The 25,744-nt window shown below is 62.2% G+C and carries 27 protein-coding genes; 15 read left to right on the forward strand and 12 right to left on the reverse strand.

The window, feature by feature from the left end; genetic code table 11:
* Window positions 1-65: 65 nt before the first annotated feature.
* Window positions 66-1,274 (reverse strand): EAL domain-containing response regulator, encoded by a 1,209-nt coding sequence (locus E4T66_RS16835; RefSeq protein ID WP_136850365.1) that lies wholly within the window; start codon window positions 1,272-1,274, stop codon window positions 66-68.
* The gene (locus E4T66_RS16840) at window positions 1,258-2,487 is read right to left on the reverse strand and encodes an EAL domain-containing protein (RefSeq protein ID WP_136850367.1); all 1,230 of its coding nucleotides are present in this window, start codon (window positions 2,485-2,487) and stop codon (window positions 1,258-1,260) included. Before E4T66_RS16840 ends, E4T66_RS16835 begins: the two co-directional genes overlap by 17 nt.
* 143 nt (window positions 2,488-2,630) lie before the next feature.
* On the opposite strand from E4T66_RS16840, the gene E4T66_RS16845 reads away from it, so the two are divergent.
* From E4T66_RS16845 to E4T66_RS16885, 9 genes are all read left to right on the forward strand, one after another.
* On the forward strand, window positions 2,631-3,053 hold the full coding sequence (locus tag E4T66_RS16845; RefSeq protein ID WP_136850500.1) for a SufE family protein: 423 nt from the start codon (window positions 2,631-2,633) through the stop codon (window positions 3,051-3,053).
* Between the two features lie 71 nt (window positions 3,054-3,124).
* Window positions 3,125-4,084, forward strand: coding sequence for an SPFH domain-containing protein (locus E4T66_RS16850; RefSeq protein ID WP_136850370.1), 960 nt, complete (start codon window positions 3,125-3,127; stop codon window positions 4,082-4,084).
* On the forward strand, window positions 4,081-4,515 hold the full coding sequence (locus tag E4T66_RS16855; protein WP_248679770.1) for an NfeD family protein: 435 nt from the start codon (window positions 4,081-4,083) through the stop codon (window positions 4,513-4,515). Before E4T66_RS16850 ends, E4T66_RS16855 begins: the two co-directional genes overlap by 4 nt.
* Before the next feature lie 40 nt (window positions 4,516-4,555).
* Window positions 4,556-5,221 carry a PAQR family membrane homeostasis protein TrhA gene (gene trhA, locus E4T66_RS16860; protein WP_248679772.1) on the forward strand — a complete coding sequence of 222 codons (666 nt, stop codon included), beginning with the start codon at window positions 4,556-4,558 and terminating at the stop codon, window positions 5,219-5,221.
* A gap of 41 nt (window positions 5,222-5,262) precedes the next feature.
* Window positions 5,263-6,159, forward strand: a complete 897-nt coding sequence (locus E4T66_RS16865; RefSeq protein WP_136850372.1) for a PPK2 family polyphosphate kinase — start codon at window positions 5,263-5,265, stop codon at window positions 6,157-6,159.
* A gap of 193 nt (window positions 6,160-6,352) precedes the next feature.
* Complete coding sequence (gene cysC, locus E4T66_RS16870; RefSeq protein ID WP_136850506.1) at window positions 6,353-6,970, forward strand: adenylyl-sulfate kinase; 618 nt, start codon at window positions 6,353-6,355, stop codon at window positions 6,968-6,970.
* Between the two features lie 44 nt (window positions 6,971-7,014).
* On the forward strand, window positions 7,015-8,205 hold the full coding sequence (gene sat, locus E4T66_RS16875; RefSeq protein WP_136850374.1) for a sulfate adenylyltransferase: 1,191 nt from the start codon (window positions 7,015-7,017) through the stop codon (window positions 8,203-8,205).
* Entirely contained in the window at window positions 8,202-9,023 is an 822-nt protein-coding gene (cysQ, locus tag E4T66_RS16880; RefSeq protein WP_136850376.1) for a 3'(2'),5'-bisphosphate nucleotidase CysQ, read from the forward strand. The genes sat and cysQ overlap by 4 nt, the downstream gene beginning before the upstream one ends.
* 44 nt (window positions 9,024-9,067) lie before the next feature.
* Window positions 9,068-10,303 (forward strand): NAD(P)/FAD-dependent oxidoreductase, encoded by a 1,236-nt coding sequence (locus tag E4T66_RS16885; RefSeq protein ID WP_136850378.1) that lies wholly within the window; start codon window positions 9,068-9,070, stop codon window positions 10,301-10,303.
* Between the two features lie 16 nt (window positions 10,304-10,319).
* Here the strand turns inward: E4T66_RS16885 and E4T66_RS16890 are convergent, their stop codons facing one another.
* Window positions 10,320-12,035: a potassium/proton antiporter gene (locus E4T66_RS16890; protein ID WP_136850380.1), complete on the reverse strand. Its 1,716-nt coding sequence runs from the start codon at window positions 12,033-12,035 to the stop codon at window positions 10,320-10,322.
* Between the two features lie 179 nt (window positions 12,036-12,214).
* Here E4T66_RS16890 and E4T66_RS16895 point away from each other — a divergent pair, with 179 nt between their 5' ends.
* Together E4T66_RS16895 and E4T66_RS16900 are read left to right on the forward strand one after the other, a co-directional pair.
* Complete coding sequence (locus tag E4T66_RS16895; protein WP_248679776.1) at window positions 12,215-12,697, forward strand: c-type cytochrome; 483 nt, start codon at window positions 12,215-12,217, stop codon at window positions 12,695-12,697.
* A 321-nt stretch (window positions 12,698-13,018) separates the two neighbouring features.
* Window positions 13,019-13,723 carry a TorF family putative porin gene (locus E4T66_RS16900; RefSeq protein ID WP_169577679.1) on the forward strand — a complete coding sequence of 235 codons (705 nt, stop codon included), beginning with the start codon at window positions 13,019-13,021 and terminating at the stop codon, window positions 13,721-13,723.
* Between the two features lie 65 nt (window positions 13,724-13,788).
* On the opposite strand, the gene E4T66_RS16905 is transcribed toward E4T66_RS16900, so the two are convergent.
* The 3 genes from E4T66_RS16905 to E4T66_RS16915 all read right to left on the reverse strand — a co-directional run bounded on the left by E4T66_RS16905 (window position 13,789) and on the right by E4T66_RS16915 (window position 16,945).
* A complete protein-coding gene (locus tag E4T66_RS16905) occupies window positions 13,789-15,294 on the reverse strand; it encodes a YifB family Mg chelatase-like AAA ATPase (RefSeq protein WP_136850384.1) in 1,506 nt (501 codons plus the stop codon).
* Window positions 15,295-15,393: 99 nt separating this feature from the next.
* Window positions 15,394-15,636 (reverse strand): accessory factor UbiK family protein, encoded by a 243-nt coding sequence (locus tag E4T66_RS16910; protein ID WP_136850386.1) that lies wholly within the window; start codon window positions 15,634-15,636, stop codon window positions 15,394-15,396.
* A gap of 61 nt (window positions 15,637-15,697) precedes the next feature.
* Window positions 15,698-16,945 (reverse strand): cation:proton antiporter, encoded by a 1,248-nt coding sequence (locus E4T66_RS16915; RefSeq protein WP_136850388.1) that lies wholly within the window; start codon window positions 16,943-16,945, stop codon window positions 15,698-15,700.
* Window positions 16,946-17,197: 252 nt separating this feature from the next.
* Between E4T66_RS16915 and glnK the strand changes: the two genes are divergently transcribed.
* The 4 genes from glnK to E4T66_RS16935 all read left to right on the forward strand — a co-directional run bounded on the left by glnK (window position 17,198) and on the right by E4T66_RS16935 (window position 20,868).
* Window positions 17,198-17,536 (forward strand): P-II family nitrogen regulator, encoded by a 339-nt coding sequence (gene glnK / locus E4T66_RS16920; protein ID WP_136850390.1) that lies wholly within the window; start codon window positions 17,198-17,200, stop codon window positions 17,534-17,536.
* 264 nt (window positions 17,537-17,800) lie between these two features.
* Complete coding sequence (locus E4T66_RS16925) at window positions 17,801-19,024, forward strand: ammonium transporter (RefSeq protein WP_367396765.1); 1,224 nt, start codon at window positions 17,801-17,803, stop codon at window positions 19,022-19,024.
* 130 nt (window positions 19,025-19,154) lie between these two features.
* Window positions 19,155-19,493, forward strand: coding sequence for a P-II family nitrogen regulator (locus E4T66_RS16930; RefSeq protein ID WP_136850392.1), 339 nt, complete (start codon window positions 19,155-19,157; stop codon window positions 19,491-19,493).
* 70 nt (window positions 19,494-19,563) lie between these two features.
* Window positions 19,564-20,868: an ammonium transporter gene (locus E4T66_RS16935; RefSeq protein WP_136850394.1), complete on the forward strand. Its 1,305-nt coding sequence runs from the start codon at window positions 19,564-19,566 to the stop codon at window positions 20,866-20,868.
* An 8-nt stretch (window positions 20,869-20,876) separates the two neighbouring features.
* Here E4T66_RS16935 and E4T66_RS16940 read toward each other — a convergent pair whose 3' ends face one another.
* From E4T66_RS16940 to E4T66_RS16965, 6 genes are all read right to left on the reverse strand, one after another.
* On the reverse strand, window positions 20,877-21,149 hold the full coding sequence (locus E4T66_RS16940; protein WP_136850396.1) for a CDGSH iron-sulfur domain-containing protein: 273 nt from the start codon (window positions 21,147-21,149) through the stop codon (window positions 20,877-20,879).
* 69 nt (window positions 21,150-21,218) lie between these two features.
* Window positions 21,219-21,656, reverse strand: a complete 438-nt coding sequence (nikR, locus tag E4T66_RS16945) for a nickel-responsive transcriptional regulator NikR (RefSeq protein WP_136850398.1) — start codon at window positions 21,654-21,656, stop codon at window positions 21,219-21,221.
* Between the two features lie 17 nt (window positions 21,657-21,673).
* Window positions 21,674-23,035: a type III glutamate--ammonia ligase gene (gene glnT / locus E4T66_RS16950; RefSeq protein ID WP_136850400.1), complete on the reverse strand. Its 1,362-nt coding sequence runs from the start codon at window positions 23,033-23,035 to the stop codon at window positions 21,674-21,676.
* Between the two features lie 25 nt (window positions 23,036-23,060).
* Window positions 23,061-23,834 carry a creatininase family protein gene (locus E4T66_RS16955; protein ID WP_136850402.1) on the reverse strand — a complete coding sequence of 258 codons (774 nt, stop codon included), beginning with the start codon at window positions 23,832-23,834 and terminating at the stop codon, window positions 23,061-23,063.
* Window positions 23,835-23,844: 10 nt separating this feature from the next.
* Window positions 23,845-24,759 (reverse strand): ABC transporter ATP-binding protein, encoded by a 915-nt coding sequence (locus E4T66_RS16960; protein ID WP_136850404.1) that lies wholly within the window; start codon window positions 24,757-24,759, stop codon window positions 23,845-23,847.
* Window positions 24,760-24,780: 21 nt separating this feature from the next.
* Window positions 24,781-25,743: an ABC transporter permease gene (locus E4T66_RS16965; protein WP_136850406.1), complete on the reverse strand. Its 963-nt coding sequence runs from the start codon at window positions 25,741-25,743 to the stop codon at window positions 24,781-24,783.
* Window position 25,744: the final 1 nt, after the last annotated feature.

A 25,744-nucleotide genomic window follows, 5' to 3' on the forward strand; every position in this document is an offset into this window, starting at 1 on the left:
TCCGTCGTCGCCATTGTTTGCCTACTGCCGGAAAGCATACACCTGCGTAATACGCGTGGCAGTGCTCAGCGATCGTGATTGCGCAGCCATTGCGGTAACTGCTCTGGCGGCATCGGGCGTGCAAAATGAAATCCCTGTCCGACATCGCAGCCGAGTGCGCGCATCAGCCGGGCATCCTCGTCAGTCTCGATGCCTTCGGCCACGGAGCGCAGCTTCAGGTCGTGGGCCAGGCGGATGCTGGATTCTACGATACGGCGGGCGTCTCGGTCCCGACGCGCGACCGAGACGAAGCTGCGGTCAATCTTGAGCTCGGTGAACGGGATATGGCGTAGCCGTTCCAGTGACGAGTAGCCGGTGCCAAAATCGTCGATCGACAGTTCCATTCCATGCAGCCGCAGCCGTGTCAGCACTTCGAGCGGGATCAGCAGATCAGTCGCCAGTCCGCTTTCGGTGATTTCGAGCACGATGCGACCTGGCTCGACTCGAAACAGCGATGCCATGGACACAATGCGGGCATGCAGGCCTGCGTCGACCACCACCGACGGGGAAATGTTGACGGAGATCCGCAGGTCAATGCCTTCGTCGAGCCACAGACGCACTGCGCGCATCGATTGCCGCATGACGGCATCGGTCAGCTCGGGCATCAGTCCCGCGGCGTCCATTGAAGGCAGAAAGTGATCCGGGGGGATCGTGGCGCCGTTGCCAGCTCTCCAGCGTACCAGCGCTTCGACGGCATCAACCGCACCGGTGAGCAGATCGATCTGTGGCTGAACAGCGATGAAGAATGCGTCTGTGCGCAACGCTTGGTGCAGGGCCTCGTCGGCGATCACCGTGCGTGCGGAACCTGCAGGGCGAACATTCGGTTGGCGCCGCATTCGGCCCACCAGCTCTTTGAATCCAGCCGGATGCAGGGGCTTTTGCAGGCTGCCGAGTACCGTCAGGCGACGATTCCGGGCAATCTGCTCGACGCTACGCAGCAAGCGCGTCTCGGCGCTGCTGATGAAAATCATGGCGGCGTCGGGACGCTGGTCGGCGATATCGCGCAGCAACTGGATCCCATCCGTGCCGGGGAGCATCAGATCACAGACGATCAGATCATAGGGTTGACTGCCGTGTAACAGCGCGCGCGCGCGGTCTCCGTCTTCGGCAACCATGATCGCTTCAATGCCCAGGGCTTCGAGGTGAAGCGCCACAACCTCACGGATGAACGCGTCATCGTCCACGATCAGTGCGCGGATCGGGGCCAGGGTCGGGATGTCAGTTGAGGCGTGCATGGGCACTGCTGCTGTGTGCTGCAGCTTGCCGGACCGGCGTCGCCGCGCCGGTGCGTGCGGCGATCCAGTCCGGAAGGTCGTCGACCGCGATGGCGGTTCCGACCAGCGGTCCCTGTATCGCAACACAGTCCAGACGTTCCACGGCTTCGGCCTGCGCGCGCGTGGCGACGCCGTCAGCGATGCACGGCAGTTCCAGCGTGCGCGCGGTCTGGACCGCGTGTTCCAGTAGGCGGGTGCCGACGCGATGGGCGCCCAGCAGGCGCCGGTCCAGACGAACCTCGCTGGCGGGAATCCGCTGCAGCCGCGTGAAGCCGCAGTGATTGCCGCTGAAGTCGTCGATGCAGACGCGCATCTCGCGCATCCGCAGTCGCGCCAGTACATCCAGTGCCGAGCAGTCGTCGCTGAGTGCTTGCTCCGGGATGCCGATACCGAACAGATTCTGCAGCACACCGGCCTGTCGCAGCCGGTGTTCGAGCTGATCCGGCAGATCGAGACGGTTCAGCGCGATGCCCGGCAGGCTGACACTGACTGAAATCGAGATGTGCTGGCGCCACAACTCAGCGGCGATGTCGATACCGAGCGTGACCAGTGACGCGGTTAGGCGTGAGGTCAAGCCATGTTGCAGCGCGGTGGCGAGCAGCTGGTCGTGATCATGCTCGTGTTCGCTGCCGTCCTCGTAAAGGTGGGCGCGAAGATCGACGCCATAAATGGTTTCTTCGCCTAGGCGAACGCAGGGCGACGCTCGCAGGTGTACCTTGCCGCGATCAAGGGCCTGCGCCAGCCCATCCGCACTGAGCCGGGGCCGGGGCTGCGTCGGCGCGGGCAGCTCGGTCATCAGGACTTCGATCAGTTCGCCGAGAATTTCCGCGCGCACCGGTTTGCGGATCGCGCCGAGCACCCGCAGCCCACGCTGGCGAGACAGGATGGCGACCGCGCGCAGCACGCTCTGCTCCGCAGAGCTGATCAACACCAGCGCGGCCGCCGGATTGCGCACGTTGAGTTCGCGCAGCATTTCGACGCCGTCCATGCCGGGCATCATCAGGTCCGCAATGATCAGATCAAAGCGCCGGCCGGCCCCGATCACCCGCAATGCCGTCGTCGCCTCGGGGGCGGTTTCGAGTTCCACGATGCCGAGCGTGCGCAACTGCGCACTGACGGTGGTGCGGACGAAATCGTCGTCGTCGATCAGCAGGACGGAGGGGGGGGTGGACATCGGACAGGGGCGGCGTCGGCAGGTGGCGGCAGTGAAGGACGAGGAAAGGTTGTTCCCGGTTAGCGGCTGAAGTGCACGCTTTCTGAAGGCCTTCCGCCGGAGCGCTATTCCGGGTGCGGGGTCGCAGCGCGTACCCTATGCGCATGGATGCCGATGAACTGATTGAAACCTTTGAATTCCTGGGTGACTGGGAAGAACGCTATCGCTACCTGATTGAACTGGGGCGTGAATTGCCGCCGCTGGCGCCAGAGGCGCACGTGGATGCCAACAAAGTCCGCGGTTGCATGTCGCAGGTCTGGCTGACGCATACCGTACAGCCGGGGCCGCCCGTAACCCTGGAATTTCAGGGCGATTCTGATGCGCACATCGTCAAGGGTTTGATTGCGCTGTTGTTCAAACTGCTGTCCGGGAAGACCCCGCAACAGATTCTGGAGACTGACGTCAACGGTGTTTTTGAGCGACTGGGGCTGGAAAGTCACATCTCGATGAACCGCCGCAATGGCTTCTATGCGATGGTCGAGCGGATCCGGCACATGGCAGCCGATCCGGCGTTCGCTGCGCGCTGAAGCGTCGGCTGCGTCACGGCCTGCAGCGACCTAAGCAGGCTAGAATCGCCTGAACGAACAAGGAGCTTGCCATGGGGACGATCGTTGCTTTCGCATTTGGACTCTTCCTGCTGGTCACGGCCTGGAAGGGTGTAGTCACCGTGCCGCAGGGCACCGAATACACGATCGAGCGTTTCGGCAAGTACCGGGCGACGTTTGAGCCGGGGTTCCACTGGCTGGTGCCCTACATCGACCGGATCGGGCGCAAGTTGTCGATGATGGAACAGGTGCTCGACGTGCCCTCGCAGGAAGTCATCACCAAGGACAATGCCATGGTCGGCGTCGACGGCGTGGTGTTCTTCCAGGTGCTGGATGCGCCGAAGGCGGCGTACGAAGTCCAGCAGCTCGAGGTCTCGATCATGCAGCTGACGATGACCAATTTGCGCACCGTGATGGGCTCGATGGATCTGGACGAGCTGCTGTCGCAACGCGATCACATCAACGCCAAGCTGTTGAGCGTGGTGGACGATGCCACCACCCCCTGGGGCATCAAGGTCACCCGCATCGAGATCAAGGACATTCGCCCGCCGACGGATCTGGTCACGGCGATGGCGCGGCAGATGAAGGCGGAGCGCGAAAAACGCGCCAACATCCTGGAGGCCGAGGGTTTCCGTCAGGCTGCAATTCTGAAGGCCGAGGGTGAGCGGCAGTCGCAGATCCTGGCGGCCGAGGCGCAGAAACAGGAACAGATTCTCGAAGCCGAAGGGCGCAAGGAAGCGGCGTTTCGTGATGCTGAGGCTCGGGAGCGCTTCGCCGAGGCTGAAGCGCGCGCGACGATGATGGTGTCGCAGGCGATCGAAAAGGGCGACATCCAGGCGATCAACTACTTCGTCGCGACCAAATACATCGAGGCGCTGTCGCGTATTGCGACCAGTCCAAACGAGAAGCTGGTGCTGATGCCGTTGGAAGCGTCCAGTGTGATCGGCGCGCTCGGTGGCATCAGCGAACTGGCGAAGAAGGCAGGTGTGGCGACAGGAGGGAGCGCCGCGTGAACATCGAATACTGGCACTGGCTGGTGCTGGGCTTCGCGCTGCTGGTCCTTGAGATGTTCCTGTCGACGGAGTTCATCTTCCTGTGGGTTGGCGCGGCGGCGGCAGTCGTGGGACTCATTGCCTGGTTGGTGCCGGGCCTGGGCTGGGAGATCGAGTTCGCCCTGTGGGGCGCGCTTTCAGTCATTGCGGTACTGGCATGGCGCAAGTTCAAACCCCTGGCGTTCGAGAGCGAACGCCCGACTCTTAATCGACGGGGTCATTCCTATGTCGGCCGTCAGTTCACGCTGGACGAGCCGATCGTCAACGGCATCGGCAAGCTGCGCGTCGATGACTCGCATTGGCGCATCAGTGGGGCGGATGCGCCGATCGGTGCTCAGGTGCGAGTGGTCGCGGCGGATGGGGCAACCTTGAACGTGGAGCGCATCGATTAAGCACGAACCACAAGGGCTGGGCCATCACCACCCCCATGAAGTGCTGGGGGTTGAAGTCTCCGACAAGCTGTATTCGTTTGGCGAAGAGCTGGCACACGCGATCACCCACGGTCTGGGCGTCGTTCTGTCGGTCATCGGCCTGACGGTTCTGGTCGCGCGGGCCAGTGTCTATGGGGACATCTGGCAGGTCACGGCAGTCAGCATCTTCGGCACCACGCTGGTTCTGATGTACACGGCCTCGACGCTGTATCACAGCATTCCGTTGCCGCGTGCCAAGCACATCCTGCGGGTGTTGGATCATTCGTTGATCTATTTCTTGATCGCCGGAACCTACACGCCGTTTACCTTGGTCACGCTCAAGGGCGCGTGGGGCTGGAGCCTGTTTGCGTTCACTTGGGGCCTGGCCATCATTGGCGTCGTGTTCAAGATTTTCGCGACCGGAAAATTCGAGAAGCTGTCGCTGGCGATCTATCTGGGGATGGGGTGGTGTGCAATTGCCGCCATCAAACCGCTGCTGCAGAACCTCGAGCCCGGAGGTCTTGCGTTGATGGTGGCCGGCGGCATCACCTACAGCGGTGGCGTCGCGTTCTACGTGTGGGAACGCCTGCGCTATCACCATGCGATCTGGCACCTGTTCGTTCTAGGCGGCAGCGTGCTGCACTTCTTTGCGATTCTTTTCTATGTAGTGTCCGGGCCGAATGGCTGATTTCCGGTACGCACACGCGAGCAAGCTTGCTGGAGTCGATCATGAGTCATGAATGGGTACATGGTCCGGATAGCCCCTACCGGGTGCCGCATGACGACGGCTTTACGCTGAAGGATTTTTCCACCGTGCCGCCGTCCGATGCACCGGACAAGTCAGAGCGGCAACAGAGGCTGGTGTCGTTCGTAGAAGAGATCGACGCGCTGCAGCGGGTGTTGTACGCCGACAATCGTCACGCGGTATTGCTGGTGTTCCAGGCGATGGACGCGGCGGGCAAGGACGGCACGATTCGCGCCGTGCTGTCCGGAGTCGATCCCGCGGGGTGCCAGGTCACCTCGTTCAAGCGACCCTCTGAAAACGAACTGGATCACGATTTTTTGTGGCGGCATGCGCGTTCATTACCCGAGCGTGGGCGCATCGGTGTGTTCAACCGCAGCTGGTACGAGGAAGTGCTGGCGGTGCGGGTGCACCCGGAGTTTCTCGAGCGCCAGCGCCTGCCGTGGCAACCGGATTCCCTCGATGCGCTGTGGCAGGAGCGCTACGAGTCGATCAACGGATTCGAGCGGCATCTGGCCCGCAACGGCACGCTGATTCTGAAATTCTGGCTCAATGTTTCGCGTGAGGAGCAGCGAGAGCGGCTGCTTGAGCGACTGAAAGAGCCGGACAAGAACTGGAAATTTGACATCAACGACATGGGTGAACGAGCGCGCTGGGATGACTTTCAGGTCGCCTATCACCACATGTTGAAGGAAACGTCCAAACCCTGGGCGCCTTGGTACGCGATTCCGGCCGACAGCAAGTCGTATATGCGCTGTGCGGTCGCTGAAATCATTGCTCAGGGGCTGCGCCGGCTGGACCTGAAGTACCCCGATGCGAGCCCGGAAGTGCGTCAGAAGCTGCGCGAACTGATTGGCGAACTGCGCGCAAAAAAAGGGGATTAAGCCCGGCGCTCATGCGATCGGGGGATGATTCGGCCAGCGCGGATGCGCATAATGCGGAGCTGGCCGCATTCGCGGCCGCCCAAAGCAAGGTCCTTCCGTCCCAGCCGCCATTCCGGCCAGCGGGTGATACATCCGCCCGGGTGCGTTGCGCCGGGAGCGCCCTGCTCGGGAGCTGACCATGGAACGGACACAGATGACCGAACAAAAAGCGACCAATGTGCATTGGCACGAAGGCGACGTCACGCGGGCCGATCGCGCGACGCTGCTGGGCCAGCGGGGTGCGACGATCTGGTTCACCGGCCTGTCCGGTTCGGGCAAGAGCACGGTGGCGGTCGCGCTGGAAAAGGCGCTGCACGCACAGGGCCGGCTGGTGTATCGCCTCGACGGCGACAACGTGCGCATGGGCATCAACAAGAATCTCGGCTTTTCCGCCGAGGATCGCGCCGAAAACATTCGTCGCATTGGCGAAGTCGCCAAACTATTTGTCGATGCCGGTGTGATCGTCCTGTCGAGCTTTGTCTCACCGTACCGTGCCGATCGTGACAAGGTGCGCGAGCTGCACGAGGCCGACGGCATGGACTTTGTCGAGGTCTACGTCGACGTGCCGTTGGAAGAGGCCGAAAAGCGAGATCCGAAAGGCCTGTACAAGAAGGCCCGCGCTGGTCAGATCAAGAATTTTACCGGCATCGACGATCCCTACGAGGCCCCGACGCAGCCCGAACTGATACTGCCCAGCCACTTGATGACCCTGGACGAGGAAGTCCAGGCGCTGATCGCGATGCTCAAATCCCGCCAGATCCTGCCGGCCTGAAGCCGCCGGACGCTGTTCCCCCCAACGCCACCGGTTTCTCCACGATGATTGCTCCTCACGGTTCCGATACCCTCAATCCGCGCTTCGTCTACGACACCACCAAGCATGAAGCGCTGCTGCACGAAGCGCAGAGCCTGCCGTCGCTGCTGCTGAATTCTGCCGCCGCAGCCAACGCCGTGATGCTGGGCGCGGGCTATTTCAATCCGCTGTCCGGTTACATGAATCTGGCGGATGCGCTGAGCGTGGCGGAGAAGCTGCACACGACCGATGGCTTGTTCTGGCCCGTGCCGGTGCTCAATCTGACCAAGGAAAGTGGAATTGTTGCCGGCAGCCGCATCGCGCTGCGCGACCCCAATGTCGAGGGGCATCCGGTGCTCGCGGTGATGGACGTCGAGGCGGTCGAGACCGTCAGCGATGAGCAGATCACGTTCATGGCCGAACAGATTTTCGGCACGCTCGACCCCAAGCATCCGGGGGTTGGAACCTTCACGGCGCTCGGCAACACGCTGCTGTCCGGCCCGATCCAGGTGCTGAACTTCAGCTACTTCCAGAGTGAATTCCCGGACACCTTCCGCACCGCCGTCGAGATCCGGAACGAGATCATCGAGCGCGGCTGGAAGACAGTCGTTGCATTCCAGACCCGCAACCCGATGCACCGCGCACACGAGGAACTGTGCCGCATGGCCAAGGAGCGGCTCGGTGCTGACGGCATCGTGATCCACATGCTGCTGGGCAAGCTCAAGTCCGGCGATATCCCGGCGGATGTGCGCGACGCCTGTATTCGCAAGATGGTCGAGGTCTACTTCGAACCGAATACGGTGATGATCACCGGCTACGGATTCGACATGCTCTACGCCGGTCCGCGTGAGGCGGTGCTGCACGCGGTGTTCCGTCAGAACATGGGGGCAACACATCTGATCGTCGGCCGCGACCATGCCGGTGTCGGTGATTATTACGGACCGTTCGATGCGCAGACGGTATTCGACACGCAGGTGCCGGACGGCGCCTTGAAGATTGAAATCTTCCGTGCCGACAACACCGCGTTCTCGAAGAAGCTGGGCCGAGTGGTGATGATGCGCGAGGCACCCGACCATACCAAGGACGACTTCATTGCCTTGTCCGGGACGAAGGTGCGCGAGATGCTGGGACAGGGCATTGCGCCGCCGCCGGAATTCTCGCGGCCCGAAGTCGCGAAGATCCTGATGGACTACTACCAGAAGCTCGACGCGCAATGAGTCGGCCCGATCTCGACGCGCTGGTTGCGATCGCACTCGATGCTGGCGCGGCGATCCTGCGCATCTACGCAAAGCTGCAGCCTGGTGATGCCAAGGCCAAGGGTGACGGCTCGCCGGTAACCGAAGCGGATACCCAGGCCGAGGCGATCATTCTCGCCGGTCTGGCCAAGACCACTCCGCAGATCGCGGTGGTGGCGGAAGAATCGGTCGCCGCCGGACGGATCCCGGAGACACAGGGGCAGCCGTTCTTCCTGGTTGATCCGCTCGACGGCACCAAGGAATTCATCAGCAAGAACGGTGATTTCACCGTCAATATCGCGTTGATCGAAGAGGGCGTGCCGGTGCTGGGTGTTGTCTATGCGCCCGCCATTGGCGAGCTGTATACCGGCGTCATCGGCGCCGGCGCGCGTCAGGCCAAGGTCGTCGACGGCGTTGTCGGGGCGTGGCAGCCGATTTGCGCGCGCACCGCTCCAGCGGATGGCGTCAAGGTTATCGCGAGTCGGTCGCATCTGTCGGACGAAACCAAGGCTTTCATCGACAAGTTCCAGGCCAGCGATTTCGTGTCTGCGGGTTCGTCGTTGAAGTTCTGCCGCGTGGCCGCGGGTCAGGCGGATTTGTACCCGCGACTGGCGCGCACGATGGAGTGGGACACGGCTGCCGCGGATGCCGTGCTGCGTGCCGCCGGAGGCATGGTCATGACCATGGATGGGCAGCCGCTGCGCTATGGCAAGCGCAACCAGGCAAGCGATACCGACTTCGCCAATCCGTGGTTTGTCGCCGCAGGGGATTGGGATCCGTTCGCCGTTGCCGGCGTCTGAAAACAGTGCGCACCGGAATCGTCCGGTGCTGATGGAGAGTTGAATTGAACAGCGAAATTTCGACCTGCGTGATCGTCGGCGCCGGCCAGGCCGGTTGTGAATTGGCTACTGCGCTGCGTCAGCAGGGCTTTGAAGGCCGTATCGTGATGATCGGCGACGAGCCCTATCTGCCGTATCGGCGCCCGCCGTTGTCGAAGACTTACTTGTCCGGTGAGGCCAAGCTGGAATCGCTGTTCATCAAGCCGCAGTCGACCTACGACAAGCTCAATGTCGAATGTCGCATCGGTGTCACGGTGCAGGCGATCGATCGAGCGGCGCATACCGTGAGCCTGTCCGATGGTGAAACGTTGACGTACACCAAGCTCGCATTGACCACCGGAGGTCGTGCGCGGCGTCTGAGCCTGGCCGGCGGCGACGCCGCCAATGTTCACTATGTTCGCAGCATCGCCGACATCGAGCGGTTGCAGGCCGATTTCGTGGCGGGCAAGCGTCTGGTGATCATTGGCGGGGGTTACATCGGGCTTGAGGCGGCTGCAGTTGGTATCAAGAAGGAATTGAAAGTCAGCGTGATCGAGGCGCTTCCACGCGTGCTCGCACGCGTCACGGCACCGGAAGTCTCGGCGTTCTACGAGCGTGTGCATCGTGAGCACGGCGTTGATCTGCGCACCGGCGTCGGCGTTGAGGCGCTGGAAACCCAGGGTGATCGCGTGACCGCGGTCAAGCTCGCTGACGGCACCGCAGTGCCGGCCGATCTGGTCATCGTCGGTATTGGCCTGATTCCAGGCACAGAACTGGCCGAGGCTGCCGGACTTGAAGTGTCGAATGGCATTGTCGTCGATGCGCATACGCAGACTTCCGACCCGGATATTCTCGCCGCCGGTGACTGCACCTTTCACGACAACGATTTCTTCGGGCGCAAGGTTCGGCTCGAATCGGTCCCCAATGCGATGGAGCAGGCGCGCGTTGCCGCTGCGACGATCTGTGGAAAGGATGTGCGCTATGCCGCAGTGCCGTGGTTCTGGTCTGATCAATACGATCTGAAGCTGCAGATGGTTGGACTGAATCAGGGCTATGACCAGATCGTCGTGCGCGGAGACATGGCAAGTAACAGTTTCTGTGCGTTCTATCTGCAGAACGGCGTCGTTATCGCGGCTGATGCAGTGACCCGTCCTCAGGACTTCATGGTTGCGAAGAAACTGGTTGCGGGGCGCGTCGCTGCTGATGCCGCCAAGCTCGCGGATGAGACGGTCGAGCTGAAGTCGCTGTTGCCGGCGGCCTGATTCCCTGCAGCGGGGATCAGTGCGGCAGGCGCAGACCCAGCCGGGTCGGCTGGTCCCCGGAAACTTCGCGCACGACCAGTTGAAGGTCGCCAAGTCGCAGTCGATCGCCGACGACGGGATGCGGCAGATGCTGGATCAGCAACTGCGCAACGGTGGACTCTGCGGCGCCGGGTGGCGGCTCAATGCCGTAAGCGGCGCAGAGTTCACCCACCGGCGCATCCGGATTGACGCTGAATTCACCAAAGAACAATCGCTCCGCGGGCGCCAGCGGCGCCTGCACCGACTCGAACAGTCGGTCCAGCACGGGCAGCTGACTTTGCGCAGTCAGCAGTGAAATATAGTCGCCTGCTTGCAGCCCACCCCATTCGCGGTAATGCAGCACGCGGCTGCCGCGGGAGATGCAGATGACCCGCGATACATCAGGCAACGGCAAGTCTTTGGGCCGCATATCGATCAGGCTGCTATTACGCGCGACGCGGTAGCTGACCACTTCGAATCCACGTTGTCCCGGCAGATCGATGTCAACGCGATGGATACGCGCCGACGTTGCAGGCACCTGCAGGCCCAGCAGGCGCGCAGCGCTGGCAACGGTCGTGCCCTGGATCAGCAGCGACACCAGCACGATGAAGAACGCGATATTGAAGAACAGATCCGCATGGTCGAGACCGGCAAGCCACGGATAGGTCGCCAGAAGAATGGGCACGGAACCGCGCAGGCCGACCCACGCGATATAGCCCTGCTCACGCAGCGGAAACCGAAATGGCAGCAGGCTGAGCCAGACCGCGATCGGGCGCGCAATCAAAATCAGTACGGCGGAAACCAACAATCCCGGCAGGACCAGCGGCAGCAGTCGATGGGGTGACGCCAGCAGGCCGAGAATCACGAACATGCCGATCTGCGCGGTCCAGGCGATACCATCATGGAAGCGCCGGATACCCGCAGCGGCACGTACCTGACGATTGCCGAGCAACAGTCCGGCCAGATACACCGCCAGAAAGCCGCTTCCGCCCAGAAGCGCGGTCAAACCGAAGATCAGCAAGCCGCCGAACAATGCCAGCAAGGGGTACAGCGAATCTCCCAGCGGCAGCCGATTGAGCGCGACCAGCAACAGCCAGCCGCCGGCCAGGCCCACTGCCGTACCGAGCAGCATCTGTTGCAGCAGCAGACTCAGTGCCGACAGCACGCCGAAGGTTTCGGGTGTTTGCAGAAAACTGATCAACGCCAGAGTGAGAAAAACCGCCATCGGATCGTTGGTGCCGGATTCGATCTCCAGTGCGGAGGTCACGCGCTGGTTCAGCGAGACCGAGCGCGTATGCAGCAGTGAAAACACCGCGGCGGCGTCGGTCGAACCGATGATGGCGCCGATCAACAGGCCTTCGGCAATCTCTAGGTTCAGAAGCCAGGCGCTGAACACGCCGACGATCGAAGTGGTGACCAGCACGCCGACGGTGGCCAGAGACAATGCCGGACGCAGTCCGACGCGGAAGCTGGCGAGCTGTGTGCGCATGCCGCCGTCGAACAGAACAACGGCCAATGCCGCGGTTGCGGCCAGATTGGCCAGGGGATAGTTGCTGAACGGGATGCCGCCGGGGCCGTCTTCGCCGGCCAGCATGCCGACGACCAGAAACACCAGCAACAATGGCACGCCCAGACGCGGCGTCACCGCACTTGCCAGGATGCTTGCCAGGAACAGAACGCCGGCCAGGAAGATCAGTTGATTGGTCAGCTCCATGGATGGAGTGTATCTGTTGGCGCGGCTTGCTCGAGCAAGCACACACGCGAAAAATTTGCGTTGCGCTAAATCAGAGAATGGCTAGGCTTCGTCTGGGGCTGCGGCTATACTTCGCCGTCTTTTCGGGGGCCGTCTCTGACGGGCGGTCCTAACACGCAAGAATAATTAGGAGCTCGCCCGTGGATCAAAACGGCCACGATAAAACGTTTTTTGCCAACTTCGGCATGGTCATGGCGGGACTGTTCGGGATTTTCTTCATCTGTGTGGTGGCGGCGCGTCTGCTCGTTGCCGACGAGCAGGAAGATCCGGCAGCTCTGGCCCGCGTCGAGGAGCGGATCAAGCCGGTGGCCACAGTGATTACCGATCCTGCGGCGTTGGTGAAAGTCGCCGCTGCAGCGCCGGCACGCGAGCCGATGACGGGCGAACAGGTCTACACCAAGCTTTGCGCCGGTTGTCACATGGCCGGTGTTCTGGCCGCGCCCAAGACGGACGATGCAGCGGCATGGTCAGCGCGCAAGACCGCTGCGGGTGGGGTGGACGGACTGGTCAATTCCGCGCTACACGGCAAGAACGCAATGCCGCCCAAGGGTGGCGATCCCAGCCTCAGTGACGATGAGGTCAAGGCGGCGGTCGAGTACATGTTGAAGCAATCGGGACTGTAGTCACGAGCAAAGACATTGGGCGGGATCCAGAAGGCCGGGGCGAAACCCCGGCCTTTTTATTGCAGAAGGCCATGCGCACCAAATTGGTGCGCATGAGTGATCTGTGCTTTGGCTTCCTGCAAGGATTAGCAATCTGATAGCTTCAAGCTGCGAGCTGGGGGCAGTCAAAAAGGTCAATCTTGCCGCCCCAAGCTTGGCGCAGCCGCCGCAGTTGGGGGGATTCCCCCAGTACTTGGCATGCGGCTTGCGTTAGGTCTCGTGGGCCGCAGCAGCATGGGAGTCTGCAGCGGAAGTTATCCACATTTTGAAAGAGGCTTTCAAATGGAATTCAAGCGTTCGGCTGTGAGCGCCGCTGTGCTCGGTGCTGCCCTGATGTCCGGCAGTGCATTGGCAGGTGTCAGTGGAAACGTTGGGGCGGTAAGCGAATATGTGTTCCGCGGCATTTCGCAGGGCTCGGGGGCGGCAGTGCAGGGCGGCGTCGACTACGCAGCCGACTCGGGCTTCTACGTGGGCCTGTGGGGTTCGAACATCAGCTGGGGCCCCGGCAGTGCGGAAACCGATGTCTATGCCGGCTTCTCCGGCGGCGATACGGTGACCTACGACCTCGGCGTGACCTACTACTACTACCCGGAAGAGGACGAAGCCGGCACCGATCCGACCGCAAATACCGTCGAAGCCTACTTTGGCCTTGGGTTTGGTCCGGTCTCCGTCAAGGCGTACTACTCACCGACGTATTTCGGCGCGACCGACCCCTCGGGCGACGACATTACCCAGCTGTACGTCAACGCTTCGGCCAGCTTCCCGATGTCGGATTCGCTGTCGCTGGACGCCGCAGTCGGCATGACCTCGCTGTCTGATGATGTGAACTTCGGTTATGAAACCACAGACAGCTACATCGACTACAGCGTTGCGCTGAGCAAGGCGATTGACGATACGATGAGCGCGAGCTTCTCGATCATCGGCACGGACCTGTCCGACGACGATCCGAAGTACGTGGTCAGCCTGTCCAAGTCGTTTGATCTGTAAGCAGCGACTGCAGCATCAAGAAGGGCCGCCGTGTGCGGCCCTTCTTCGTTTCAGGCTGCCGACACTCAGGCGCTGCGGTCGAAGCCACGGTAGCGCAGGGCTTCGGCGATCTGCGGTGCGCCGATGTCGGCGGTGTCGTGCAGATCGGCAATGGTCCGGGCGACGCGGAGAATGCGATGGTATCCGCGCGCCGACAGGCTCAGGCGTGCGGCTGCTTGTTGCAGCAGGACTTCGGCGTCGCGGTCGGGCCTGCAATACCGGTCCAGCTGGCTGCCGTGCAGCTCGGAGTTGAGCTGCTGCTGGCGGTCCAACTGGCGTCGACGCGCGAAAATCACGCGGCTGCGTACGGCTTCGCTGGGCTCTCCCGGCGCCTGCTCCCGAGCGAGAGCGAGATGCTCTACCCGATGCACGAACAGATGCAGGTCGATGCGGTCCAGCAACGGGCCGGAAATGCGGCCGCGATAGCGTTGCACCTGTTCCGGTGTGCAGCGGCACTTGCCGCTGGGATCACCGAGCCAGCCGCAGGGGCACGGGTTCATCGCCGCAACCAACTGAAACCGCGCAGGAAAATCGACCTGGCGTGCGGCGCGTGAGATGGTGATGCGACCGCTTTCCAGCGGTTCGCGCAGAACCTCCAGGACGCGGCGATCGAATTCCGGTAGTTCGTCCAGGAACAACACGCCGTGGTGGGCCAGCGTGATCTCACCGGGGCGTGGATTGCCGCCGCCACCGACCAGCGCGACGCCGGAAGCGGTGTGATGCGGGGCGCGAAAGGGGCGTCTTCCCCAGTCGCTGATCTGGAACCCGCGCGGGCCAATGGAAGCGACGGCGGCGGCTTCCAGTGCTTCGGTATCGGAGAGTGCCGGCAGAATGCCGGGAAGGCGTTGCGCCAGCATCGATTTGCCCGATCCCGGTGGGCCCGCCAGCAGCAGTGAATGGCCTCCGGCAGCAGCGACCTCCAGTGCGCGACGGGCACTGCCCTGGCCGCGTACGTCGGCCAGATCCAACAGGTTGTTGAAAGCTGCGCGGGGCGATTGTGCCGGTTCGGCGGTCCAGTGGCGCTGATGCAGGTTCGCGCACAGCGCGGCAAGGTTGTCGGCGCCGTAGATGCGCGCCTGCGGCGCCAACGTGGCTTCGGCGACATTGGCCGACGGAACCAGCAGAGCATGCCCGGCTGCGCGGGCTTTCAGTGCTGCCGGCAGGCAGCCAGGGACGGGTCGGATTTCGCCGGACAGCGACAACTCGCCAAGGACTTCGACGTCGTGCAGGGTTTCCAGCGGAATCTGACCGGATGCACCGAGAATGCCCAAGGCGATGGCCAGATCAAAACGGCTGCCGCTTTTGGGGAGATCGGCAGGGGCCAGATTGCAGGTGATGCGTTGCAAGGGAAAGCGGTAGCCGCAGGTGGTGATGGCGGCTTTGACGCGATCCTTGGCTTCGCGCACAGCGGCCTCGGGCAGGCCGACAATGTTCAGGCCCGGCAACCCTGGAGCCAGATGCACCTCAACCGTGACCGGGTCTGCCTCAAGCCCGTTTTGCGCACGCGCCCAAACGCTCGCCAGCTGCGTCATCGCAAGTCCCTCCCTTGCGCTGCGAAGTCTGTATTCCCTGCCGCCACAACGGCGGACTGATCCTTCGTCTACCGGGCAGACGTCGTGCCCGGATTGTGTTCAGCCTTGTCGCTGTTCCAGTGCCTGCAGGCGCTGCTCGAGTGCTGCGAGCTTGGTCTGAGTGCGCCGCAGCAGCTCGGCCTGAAGGTCAAAGCGCTCGCGCGACACCAGGTCCCACTTTTCCAGATTGGCTCTGAGCACCGCGCGGAAATTGTCCTCAAGCTCGTGGCGCAGGCCCTTGAGTCCCGGGGGCAGCATCTGCCCGAGCTTGGCGGCGAGGTCTTCGAGTTGGCGAGGTTCCATGACAGTCATCAATAGAGCGTGTGCAAAGCATACGACCCGACAGTCGCGGTGGCGAGCGTCATCAGTCCTGCCAGTCCTCAACCAGCATGCCGAGCTTGGCCGCTAGCCAGGGTGTGGTGGTGGCCTGCAGCAGAATCGTCACCAGAATCGCGATGAACGTCACTGCGCCGATGATTTCGGCGCCTGGGGCTTTCATGCCGGCGAGCAGGCCTGCCAGTGCCGCCGGAATGACGCCGGTTTCACGGGTCCAGCACATGAACAGACGCTCCTTGAAGGTCCAGCGCGCGCGACGGTCCGGCCAGGTGCAGATGAATACCGTCAGCGGCCGCGCGACGAACATGAAGATGCCGACCAGCATCAGGCCCTGGACCCAGTAGCGCTGCATCAGTGCGAAGTCGACCTGGGAGCCCAGCAGCACGAAGATCATCAGACGCATGATCAGCGCCATTTCGGCGACGAAGATCTCCATCTTCTCGGCCTCCATCGGCTGCATGCGGAAGCCGAAGGACTCCTTGTTGCCGATCAGGATGCCAAACACGAACACCGCCATGAAGCCGGAGGCGTGGTAATTGTCGGCGGCCAGGTAGGCACCGGCGACCGCCATCAGCGTCACGACCGGTCCGAATTCACCGAGAAACGCATATTTCTCGTGCGCCAGCAGTAGCGCTGCGGCATAGCCGACGACGCTGCCGATCAGGATGCCGAGGCTGGCCTGCTTCAGCAGTTCCAGAATCGAGCCGCTGAGCGAGAAAGAGCCCTGTCCCATCGCGATCGCCAGCACCGTGAACGTCAGGATCGCGCCGGTCGCGTCGTTGAACGCCGACTCTGACATCACCGTTTGCGAAATGCGCTCCTTGATGGGGATCTGCTTGAAGATCGGCACCAGGGTTGCCGGGTCGGTTGACGCCGTGGCGGCACCGAGCAGGGCTGCTACCACCAGCGGCAGGCCCATGATCCAGTGAGCCGCAGCAGTGGTCACGGCGGCCGTGATCAGCAGCCCGAGCGTCGCGATGATCGCAATGGTGACCCAGACCTCGCGCAACACGCGGAAGCGCAGCGAGGCGCCGCCGTCGAACAGGATGTAGCACGAGCCGAAGATCAGGATGATCTGATTGAGGCCGCTGTCGGCGTGGATGTCGATGGCGCCAAGGGCTTGTGGGCCCAGGGCGATGCCAACCAGCAGAAACACGGCGACATCAGGAATTCGCAATCGTTTGGCGATGACGCCACCGAGGCTGCCGGCGGCCAGAATGATGCCAAACGCGTGCAGCAGCTCTTTGGCCGCTGACAGCGAGGATGAAGCTTCCATCGTGGGGTGAATCCTGACGTCGCGGGGACGTCTGACGCTTGAGGGGTGCGTAGTGTAATCGCGACGCCGCGCGTTCGGGAGTGGGCACCAAAATAGAGCGCGACGCACCAGAATGAACGAGGGGAAAACCCGCAGCCACGCACCACAGTATGTTCTGAAGCGTTTGGCACGCTCCGTGCTTTGTTCCTCGCCGACCGCCGGAGTCAGAGGCTCCTCTGGCGGAACACGCTTTCCGACTCAGAGGAGTTATTCATGAAATTGATCGCAGCCATCATCAAGCCGTTCAAGCTGGACGAGGTGCGAGAGGCGCTCTCGGACCTGGGAGTGGCCGGTATCACGGTGACCGAAGTAAAGGGATTTGGCCGTCAGAAGGGTCATACCGAACTGTATCGCGGCGCCGAGTATGTCGTTGATTTTTTGCCGAAGGTGAAGATCGAGGTTGCCGTTGCTGACGACAAGCTCGACGGTGCCATCGACGCCATCAGCAAGGCGGCACACACCGGCAAGATCGGTGACGGCAAGATTTTCGTATTCACCCTTGACCAGGCCATCCGTATCCGTACGGGTGAATCCGGCAAGGACGCACTCTAAGGGGAGTTCAAACCAATGATGCGTAAATTTTTGACTGTCATGACGCTGGCCGCGTGCTGCGGTCTCGCGCCTGCGTGGGCGCAGGATGAGATGCCTGCTGCTGAGTCGGTTGCTGCAGAAACAACCGAAATGGCCGCCGATGCTCCAACAGATGCGGCTGTCGTCGTCGAGGAGACCGTAACCGAGACGGCCGCGCCAGCGGAAGAAGCGCCGGCGGAAGCGGCAGAAGAAGCGCCGACGCTGGACAGCGGTGACACCGCGTGGATGCTGACGTCAACGGCGCTGGTTCTGCTGATGACGATTCCGGGTCTGGCGTTGTTCTATGCCGGCATGGTTCGTTCGAAGAACGTCCTGTCGGTGATGATGCAATGCTTCGCCATCACCGCTCTGGTGTCGGTGCTGTGGACCATCTATGGCTATAGCATGGCTTTCGATACAACGGGCATGGAAGCTGGTGTCGTCAACTTCAACAGCATTGTCGGCGGCATGAGCAAGGCGTTCATGGCCGGCGTCGGCCTGGATAGTCTGACTGCAGCGATTCCGGAGTCGGTCTTCGCGACCTTCCAGATGACGTTTGCCATCATCACCCCCGCGCTGATCGTTGGCGCATTTGCAGAGCGCATGAAGTTTTCGTCTCTGCTGGTGTTCATGACCCTGTGGGTCACGGTCTGCTACTTCCCGATGGCACACATGGTGTGGAGTGGCGATGGCGGCTTGCTGTGGGATTGGGGCGTGCTTGATTTCGCTGGCGGCACTGTCGTGCACATCAATGCCGGTATCGCAGGTCTGGTCGCAGCAATCATGCTTGGCAAGCGCAAGGGTTACGGCAAGGAATCGATGGCGCCGAACAACCTTGGCTATACCGTCATGGGTGCGAGCATGCTGTGGGTTGGCTGGTTTGGATTCAACGCCGGCTCCGCAGTGGGTGCAAACGGCGCTGCGGGCATGGCGATGTTTGTGACCCAGGTTGCGACCGCCTCCTCGGCACTGGCCTGGATGTTCGCCGAGTGGATCACGCACAAGAAGCCATCAGTGCTCGGTATTGCGTCAGGCGCGGTTGCAGGCCTGGTTGCGGTTACGCCTGCATCCGGCACTGCGGGTCCGATTGGCGCACTGTGGATCGGTTTGGCAGCTGGCGTGATCTGCTTCCTGGCTTCGACCAAGTTGAAGAAAGCGGTGGGCTATGACGATTCTCTGGACGTGTTCGGTGTGCACTGCGTCGGCGGTATCGTCGGTGCGATCCTGACCGGCCTGTTCTGCTTCCCCTCCATGGGTGGCGTGTGGGAGCCGGGTGAAGGCGCCACGATCGGTAGCCAGCTGTGGATTCAGACCAAGGGCGTTCTGTTCACGCTGGTTTACACCGGTGTGCTGAGCGTTGTGTTGCTGATGATCACGAAGGTGGTAACGGGTGGTCTGCGTGTCACTGAAGAGGCTGAGACTGAAGGTCTCGATCTTACTCAGCACAACGAACGCGGCTACATCCTGTAATAACGCATCACATTTTTCTCCGGTGGGTTGGGGCGGACTTCACAGTCCGCCCCTTTTTTGTGCGCAGGCCTTCGACTTTTTCCCGGGGTCGCCCTAAACTCCGGCATTCGATTCGATCAAGGCTAACGTCATGAAAATGCTGGTTGCGGTTATCAAACCGTTCAAGCTCGATGCGGTGCGCGAAGCGCTTGCCGATCTCGGCGTACAGGGCATGACGGTCACCGAAGTACGGGGCTTTGGGCGCCAGAAAGGGCATACCGAGCTGTATCGCGGCGCCGAGTACACCGTCGACCTGCTCCCCAAGATCAAGCTCGAGCTGGCCGTGACACCGGAGATGGCGGACAAGGCGGTCGATGCCATTCTGAAAGCCGCCAAGACCGGCCAGATTGGCGACGGCAAGATTTTCATCTACGACCTCGAGCAGACGGTCCGCATCCGCACCGGCGAATCCGGGGTCGAAGCCGTCTGAGCTTCAGCCGTATCCCGTGCCTGCCGCGAACTGCATCGCGCGGTGGGCATTTTTGTGTCCGGGGGAGAATATGAAAACAAAAATTGCCGCAGCGATCGCACTGCTTTCGTCGCCTGTCTACGCGCAGGAGTCCGCGACGGCGCTTAACAGCGGGGATACCGCGTGGTTGCTGACTGCGACCGCGCTGGTGTTGTTCATGAGCCTGCCCGGACTGGCGCTGTTTTATGGCGGGCTGGTGCGCGCCAAGAACGTTCTGTCTGTTCTGGTGCAGTGCTTTGCGATCGTCTGTGTGGTGTCCGTGCTGTGGCTGATCTGCGGGTACAGCCTGGCCTTTGCCCCCGGCAGTGGATTCATCGGCGGCTGGTCGAAGGCGTTCTTCAACGGCGTTGGCGAGAGCACGCTGAGTGGAGGCGTGCCGGAGTCCGTCTTTGCCATGTTCCAGCTGACTTTCGCCGCGATCACGCCGGCGCTGGTTGTCGGCGGCTTTGCCGAGCGCATGAAGTTTTCCGCGATGCTGCTGTTCTCGACGCTGTGGGTGATGGCGGTCTATGTCCCGGTGTGTCATTGGGTCTGGGCGTCAGACGGCTGGCTATATCAGCGTGGTCTGCTCGATTTTGCCGGCGGTACCGTTGTGCACATCACCGCCGGCGTCGCGGCACTGGTCGCGGCGATGCAGCTGGGTCGGCGCAACGGCTTTCCACATACCGCAATGCTGCCACACAACATGACGATGACCGTGACCGGTGCCGGCATGTTGTGGGTCGGCTGGTTCGGTTTCAACGGGGGTTCGGCGCTGGCTGCTGACGGGAATGCCGGCATGGCGGTGCTGGTCACGCATACGTCTGCGGCCGCGGGCGCGCTGATGTGGAGCGCTATCGAGTGGTTCAAGTTCGGCAAACCCTCGGCGCTGGGTATTGTGACCGGGATGGTTGCGGGGCTTGGCACGATCACGCCGGCATCCGGCTTCGTCGGCCCTGGGGGCGCGCTGGTGATCGGACTCACTGCTGGTGCGGTTTGCTTTACCGCGACCCAGTGGCTGAAGCGGCGCATGAAGATCGACGACTCGCTGGACGTGTTCCCGGTACATGGCGTTGGCGGCATCCTCGGGACATTTGCGGTCGCGCTGTTTGCGTCCAGCGGGCTCGGTGTATTCAGCGGGCAGGGCTATGCCGAAGGCATGGATATGGGTCGCCAGTTCGCGGTGCAGATTACCGGCATTGTGGCGGTGGGTGCCTATACCGCGGTCTTGAGCTGGGGCCTGCTGAAGCTGGTCGACGTCATGGTCGGCGGTTTGCGCGTGACACCCGAAGAAGAAAACGCCGGCCTCGACACCACGCAGCACAACGAGCGCGGCTACGATCTGCAGAGCTTGTGATGCTGGAGCTAGCCGCCGCCTTCGGGCGGCGGCAGACGGTTATGGAAGCCGTCGCAGTGCGGTGCATGGCGCGTGTGCTTGCAGCCACACAACCATTGCGTGCCGCTGCGGCGAGTGACTTCAAAAGCCATGGGCTGCATGCCGCTGCCATCATGTGAGCCGTCGCAGAACGGCTGTGTGTTCGAACGGCCGCAGGCGCACCACAGATAGCGGCCCGGGGCGAGGTCGAGCACGTAGGCGCTGCGGCGCGCAATGATCGGGCAGGGGCGTGAATCGCTCACACGGATAGTTGGCGGCGCGCACGGAATGTACGCGCTGCCATGGTAGCGTCAATCGAACACGCGCTTGCGCTACTGATGCAGCTGCGGAATCAGCGTGGTGGTCAGTTCCAGCTTGCCGGAGATGACGCCGCGATTGGTGATCATCTTGTCGGCGATCAGCTGCAGCTGCGCCGCCGGGCCCTGCACCAGAATCACCTCCATCGTCTGCGAATGCATCAGGTGCACGTGCAGCGAGCTGATGATTTCGCGGATGTGTTGATGCTGCAGATCCGCCAGCAGCTTTTGCAGCCGCGGCGTCGAATGGTCGTACAACAAGGTGATGGTGCCTGCCATGATTTCGTTGCCGCGCTCTTTTTTGTGCGCGGTGATCTGATGGCTGATCATTTCAGCAATGGCTTGAGAGCGACTGTCGAAGCCGCGTTCGGCCACCATTTCATCGAGCTGCAGCAGCAGCGTCTCCGGCAAGGAGACGCTGATCCGGCTGACACCCCCGTTGTTCTGACTCATCGGTCTTGCGTGGTGTACTAGAACAGGTGGCTGTAGCGCTCGATTTCCCAGGCCGAGACGTGACGGTGGTAGGCCTCCCATTCGTTGCGCTTGTAACGCACGAACTCGTCGCGCAGTTCCTGCCCCAGGGTTTCGGTGACGAAGGGGTCGGCTTCGAAGGCATCGACCGCTTCGGCCAGCGTTTTCGGCAGGAACTCGATACCGCGCTCGGCGCGCTGTGCTTCGCTCAGTTCGTAGAGGTTGTCTTCCTGCGCCTTGCCCGGATCCAGACCTTCGCGGATGCCTTCAAGACCTGCGGCCAGAGCCAAGGTCGCGGCCAGATAGGGATTCAGCGCGCCATCGGCGTTGCGGGATTCGCAGCGGCCGCCGCCCATCGGCACGCGGATCGAATTGGTGCGATTGTTCGATCCGAACGAGTTGAATACCGGAGCCCAGGAGAAATACGCCATCTCGCCCTGACGCTGCAGGCGTTTGTAGCTGTTGACGGTCGGTGCGAACGCCGCGCACAGCGCCTTGCCGTGCTTGAGGATGCCGGCGATGAAGTGATAGCCGATCGGTGTCAGGCCCAGGCCGCGCGGATCTTCCTTCGGATCGCAGGCAAACACATTGGCGCCGGTCTTGAGGTCGTACAGCGACATGTTGAAATGCGCGCCATTGCCGGTTTTGTCGGCGAACGGTTTGGGCATGCAGGTGGCCAGCAGGCCTTCCTGCTTGGCGAACTCCTTGGCCATCAGGCGGAAGAAGATGAAGCGGTCGCAGCTGGTGATGGCGTCGGCGTACTTGAAGTCGAACTCGTACTGACCGTTGGCGTCTTCGTGGTCGAACGAGTACAGATCCCAGCCCAGCGCGTTGATCGTGGTGGCGACCTTGTCGAGCCAGTTGAACTGGTCGAGAAAGCCGCGCACGTCGTAGCAGGACTTGACCAGCTTGTCGTCGGGATTGGGCACCGAAAGCGAACCGTCCTCGCCCTGCTTGAGCACATAGATTTCGCACTCGATGCCGAGGTTCATGCCAAAGCCCATCGATGCGGCTTTCGCCAGCTGTTTCTTCAGGGCGACCCGCGTGTTCAACGGATAGGGCTCACCCTTGAAGGTGTTGTCCGCCGGCATCCACGCGACTTCCGGCTGCCACGGCAACTGGATGATGTGATCGAGGTCCGGCACCGAGGCGATTTCGTCGTCGTTCGGGCGCTGGCCGAGACCGTCGAGCGCATAGCCCGTATACAGCTCGGAACCGCGCGCCATCTGTGGCAAGTGAGAAATCGGCACGACCTTGCCCTTGGGAATGCCGTGGATGTCGACATAGGCGCCGATGCAATACTTCACACCTTTGGCTTCAAGGTCCTTCTGGATGCGTTGAATCTCTTCGTTGCTCTTCATCGTGTTGCTCGTTTCGTCGGGGGGGTCAGCCGTCGATGTCGACGGCCTGGAAATAGGAATGTGGCAGTGGCGGTTGCTCGGCCATGCCACGCAGCACGCGCCCGGACAGGTCTTCGACCATCCATGCGTACAGCTGCGCGCCGTCGGCGGCACTGGCGCGGCTGGGAAAACCGGTGACGCCGTTGCTGCTGGTGCGATTGACCGGATGCGAGAACACGCAGCCGTCGGTGCGGTCTGGATCGTCGGCCGCGGCGATGCGATCCTCGCGCACCATCGACGGTGCAATTGCCTGCATCAAGGCCGTCTCGGCGGCGTTCGCGTGCCAGTCCTCGGCGTCCTCGAAATGTTTCTCGCGCACGCGGTCGCTGATCAATGCAGTGCCGATCAGCGCCACCATCAGCTCGTCGTGTTCGGCGCGCAGCATCTCCAGTGCACAGCGCAGCGGGGCGGCGTTGGTGACGTGACCGTTGACCAAAAACAGGCGGCGGAAGCCGGAGGCATAGACCCAGTCGCCGATGTCCTTGACCACGTCGATCAGCGTCTTCGGCTGCAGCGCGATCGTGCCAGGCCAGCGCTTCGAGTGGCCGATCGAGCAGCCGTAGGGCAACAGCGGCAGCAGCGCCGCGCCGGTCCGATCGGCGACGTCACGGCACAGCTGCATCGAGATCTCGCTGTCCATGCCGCAGCCCAGATGCGGGCCGTGCTGCTCGGTCGCGCCGATCGGCAGGATCGCCGTGGTCATGCCGCCGCGTGCCAGCGCGCCGATCTCTTCCCAGGTCATTCGGTACCAGTCATGCATGGGGATTCACTCAGTAAACGTCAGGCACGACATCGTCGACGGCGACCATGCGCACCATGTTGAGGTGGTCTTCACTGAGACCGACGGTTTCGGTCTGCGGCGGATGGATCAGTTCTTCCAGCCGCGCCTTGGTGGCGAGAAATTCCGGACTCAGGAATTGCTGCGTCGAGCGCGGATGTGGCACTGGCACCTCGATCAGTTCCTGCACTTCGCCGGGATGCGCTTTCAGCACGAGGATGCGATCGGCAAGAAAGATCGCCTCGTCCAGGTCGTGCGTGATGAACAGGATCGTGACGTCGATGTTCTTCCAGATGTCGAGCAGGTAGCTCTGCATGCGACAGCGCGTCTGTGCATCTAGCGCGCCGAAGGGTTCGTCCATCAGCAGGATGCGCGGCTGGTTGGCGAGTGCGCGCGCAATCGCGACGCGCTGCTTCATGCCGCCGGAGAGCTGATGCGGATAGGCGTCGGCGAACTTGGACAGGCCGACCAGATCGATCCACTGCAGCGCGGTGGGTTCAGGCATGCCGCTGCGGCCGGAGACCTGCAGGCCAAACATCACGTTCTGCTTGACCGTCAGCCAAGGGAACAGCGTGTAGCCCTGGAACACCATGCCGCGGTCCGGGCCCGGGCCGCTGACCGGCTGGCCATCGAGTAGCACCTGGCCGCTGCTCTGCGTTTCGAGCCCGGCGAGCATGCGGATCAGCGTCGACTTGCCGCAGCCGCTGGGACCGATCACGCAGACGAACTCGCGCCGGTGCACGGTCAGGTTGATGTCGCGCAGCGCGGTGACAGTGCCCTGGCGCGATTCAAAGTTCTTGCCGAGGTTCTGCACTTCGAGAATCACCGGGCGCTGCTTCAGGCGCTCGAAGCGCGCGCGCACCTCGGGCGACTGCTCGCGATAACTGGGCAGTTGGATTTGGGTCATGGAACTTCGCGTGTGAATGAATCAGTGGGCGAGACTGCGTTGCCACGGGAAGATGCGGCGTCCGATCCAGGCCAGCAGCAGATCGGTCGTCAGGCCGAGTACGCCGATCATGAAGATCGCGGCGTAGACGTTTTCGAAATTCTTGTAACGCGCCTGCTGCGTGATGAACCAGGTGATGCCTGAGCTGGCGCCGATCATTTCGGCGACGATCAGGTAGGTCCAGGCCCAGCCGAGCAGGATGCGCTGATCCTTGTACAGATCCACGATGATGCCGGGGATGACCACGCGGAACAGCAGCGACATGCGTTTGGCGCCGAGCGTCATCGCCGCTTCCAGCAAGGATGGATCGAGCTTGCGCGTGGTGTTGGCGATCACCAGCACCTGCTGGAAGAAGGTGCCGATGACGATGATCGCGATCTTCGGCGCCTCGTTGATGCCGAGCACCGCAACCGCCAGGGCACCAAACGCGGGCGCCGGCAGATAGCGGAAGAACTCGACGAAGGGTTCGTTCAGCCGCGAGAACACGTCATAGGTCCCGGCCAGGATGCCTAGTGGCACGCCGAACAGTGACGAGATCAGGAAGCCCATCGCGATCACGTAGATGCTGTTGCCCAGGCTTTCGTGCAGCCACTTCTCGTCGCGACGCTTGGGTTCGGTGGTGAACGCGGTGTACATCGCCTTGGCAACCTGATGCGGTGCCGGGAGATAGATCGGGTTGGCGGATGTGCCGACGGGAACCGCTTCGCCCTTCTGTCTTGCGGCCTCGGCTTCGCGCTCGAACACCTCTTGTTCGAGCAGCATGCCCTGGGTGAAGTACGACACCGAACCGGGATCGCTGACCTCCACCATTGGATGCCAGATGAAGGGCACGTAACTGACCAGACACCAGATCGCCAGCGGAATCACGAAACTCAAGATGCCGAGGAACATGCGTCGCCGTGGCGACAGTTCCTTGCGGACAGCAAACCAGCTTTGAGCGGACATC

It is taken from the genome of Sinimarinibacterium arenosum, from assembly GCF_005047655.1.
In the GTDB taxonomy this organism is placed as follows: domain Bacteria; phylum Pseudomonadota; class Gammaproteobacteria; order Nevskiales; family Nevskiaceae; genus Solimonas.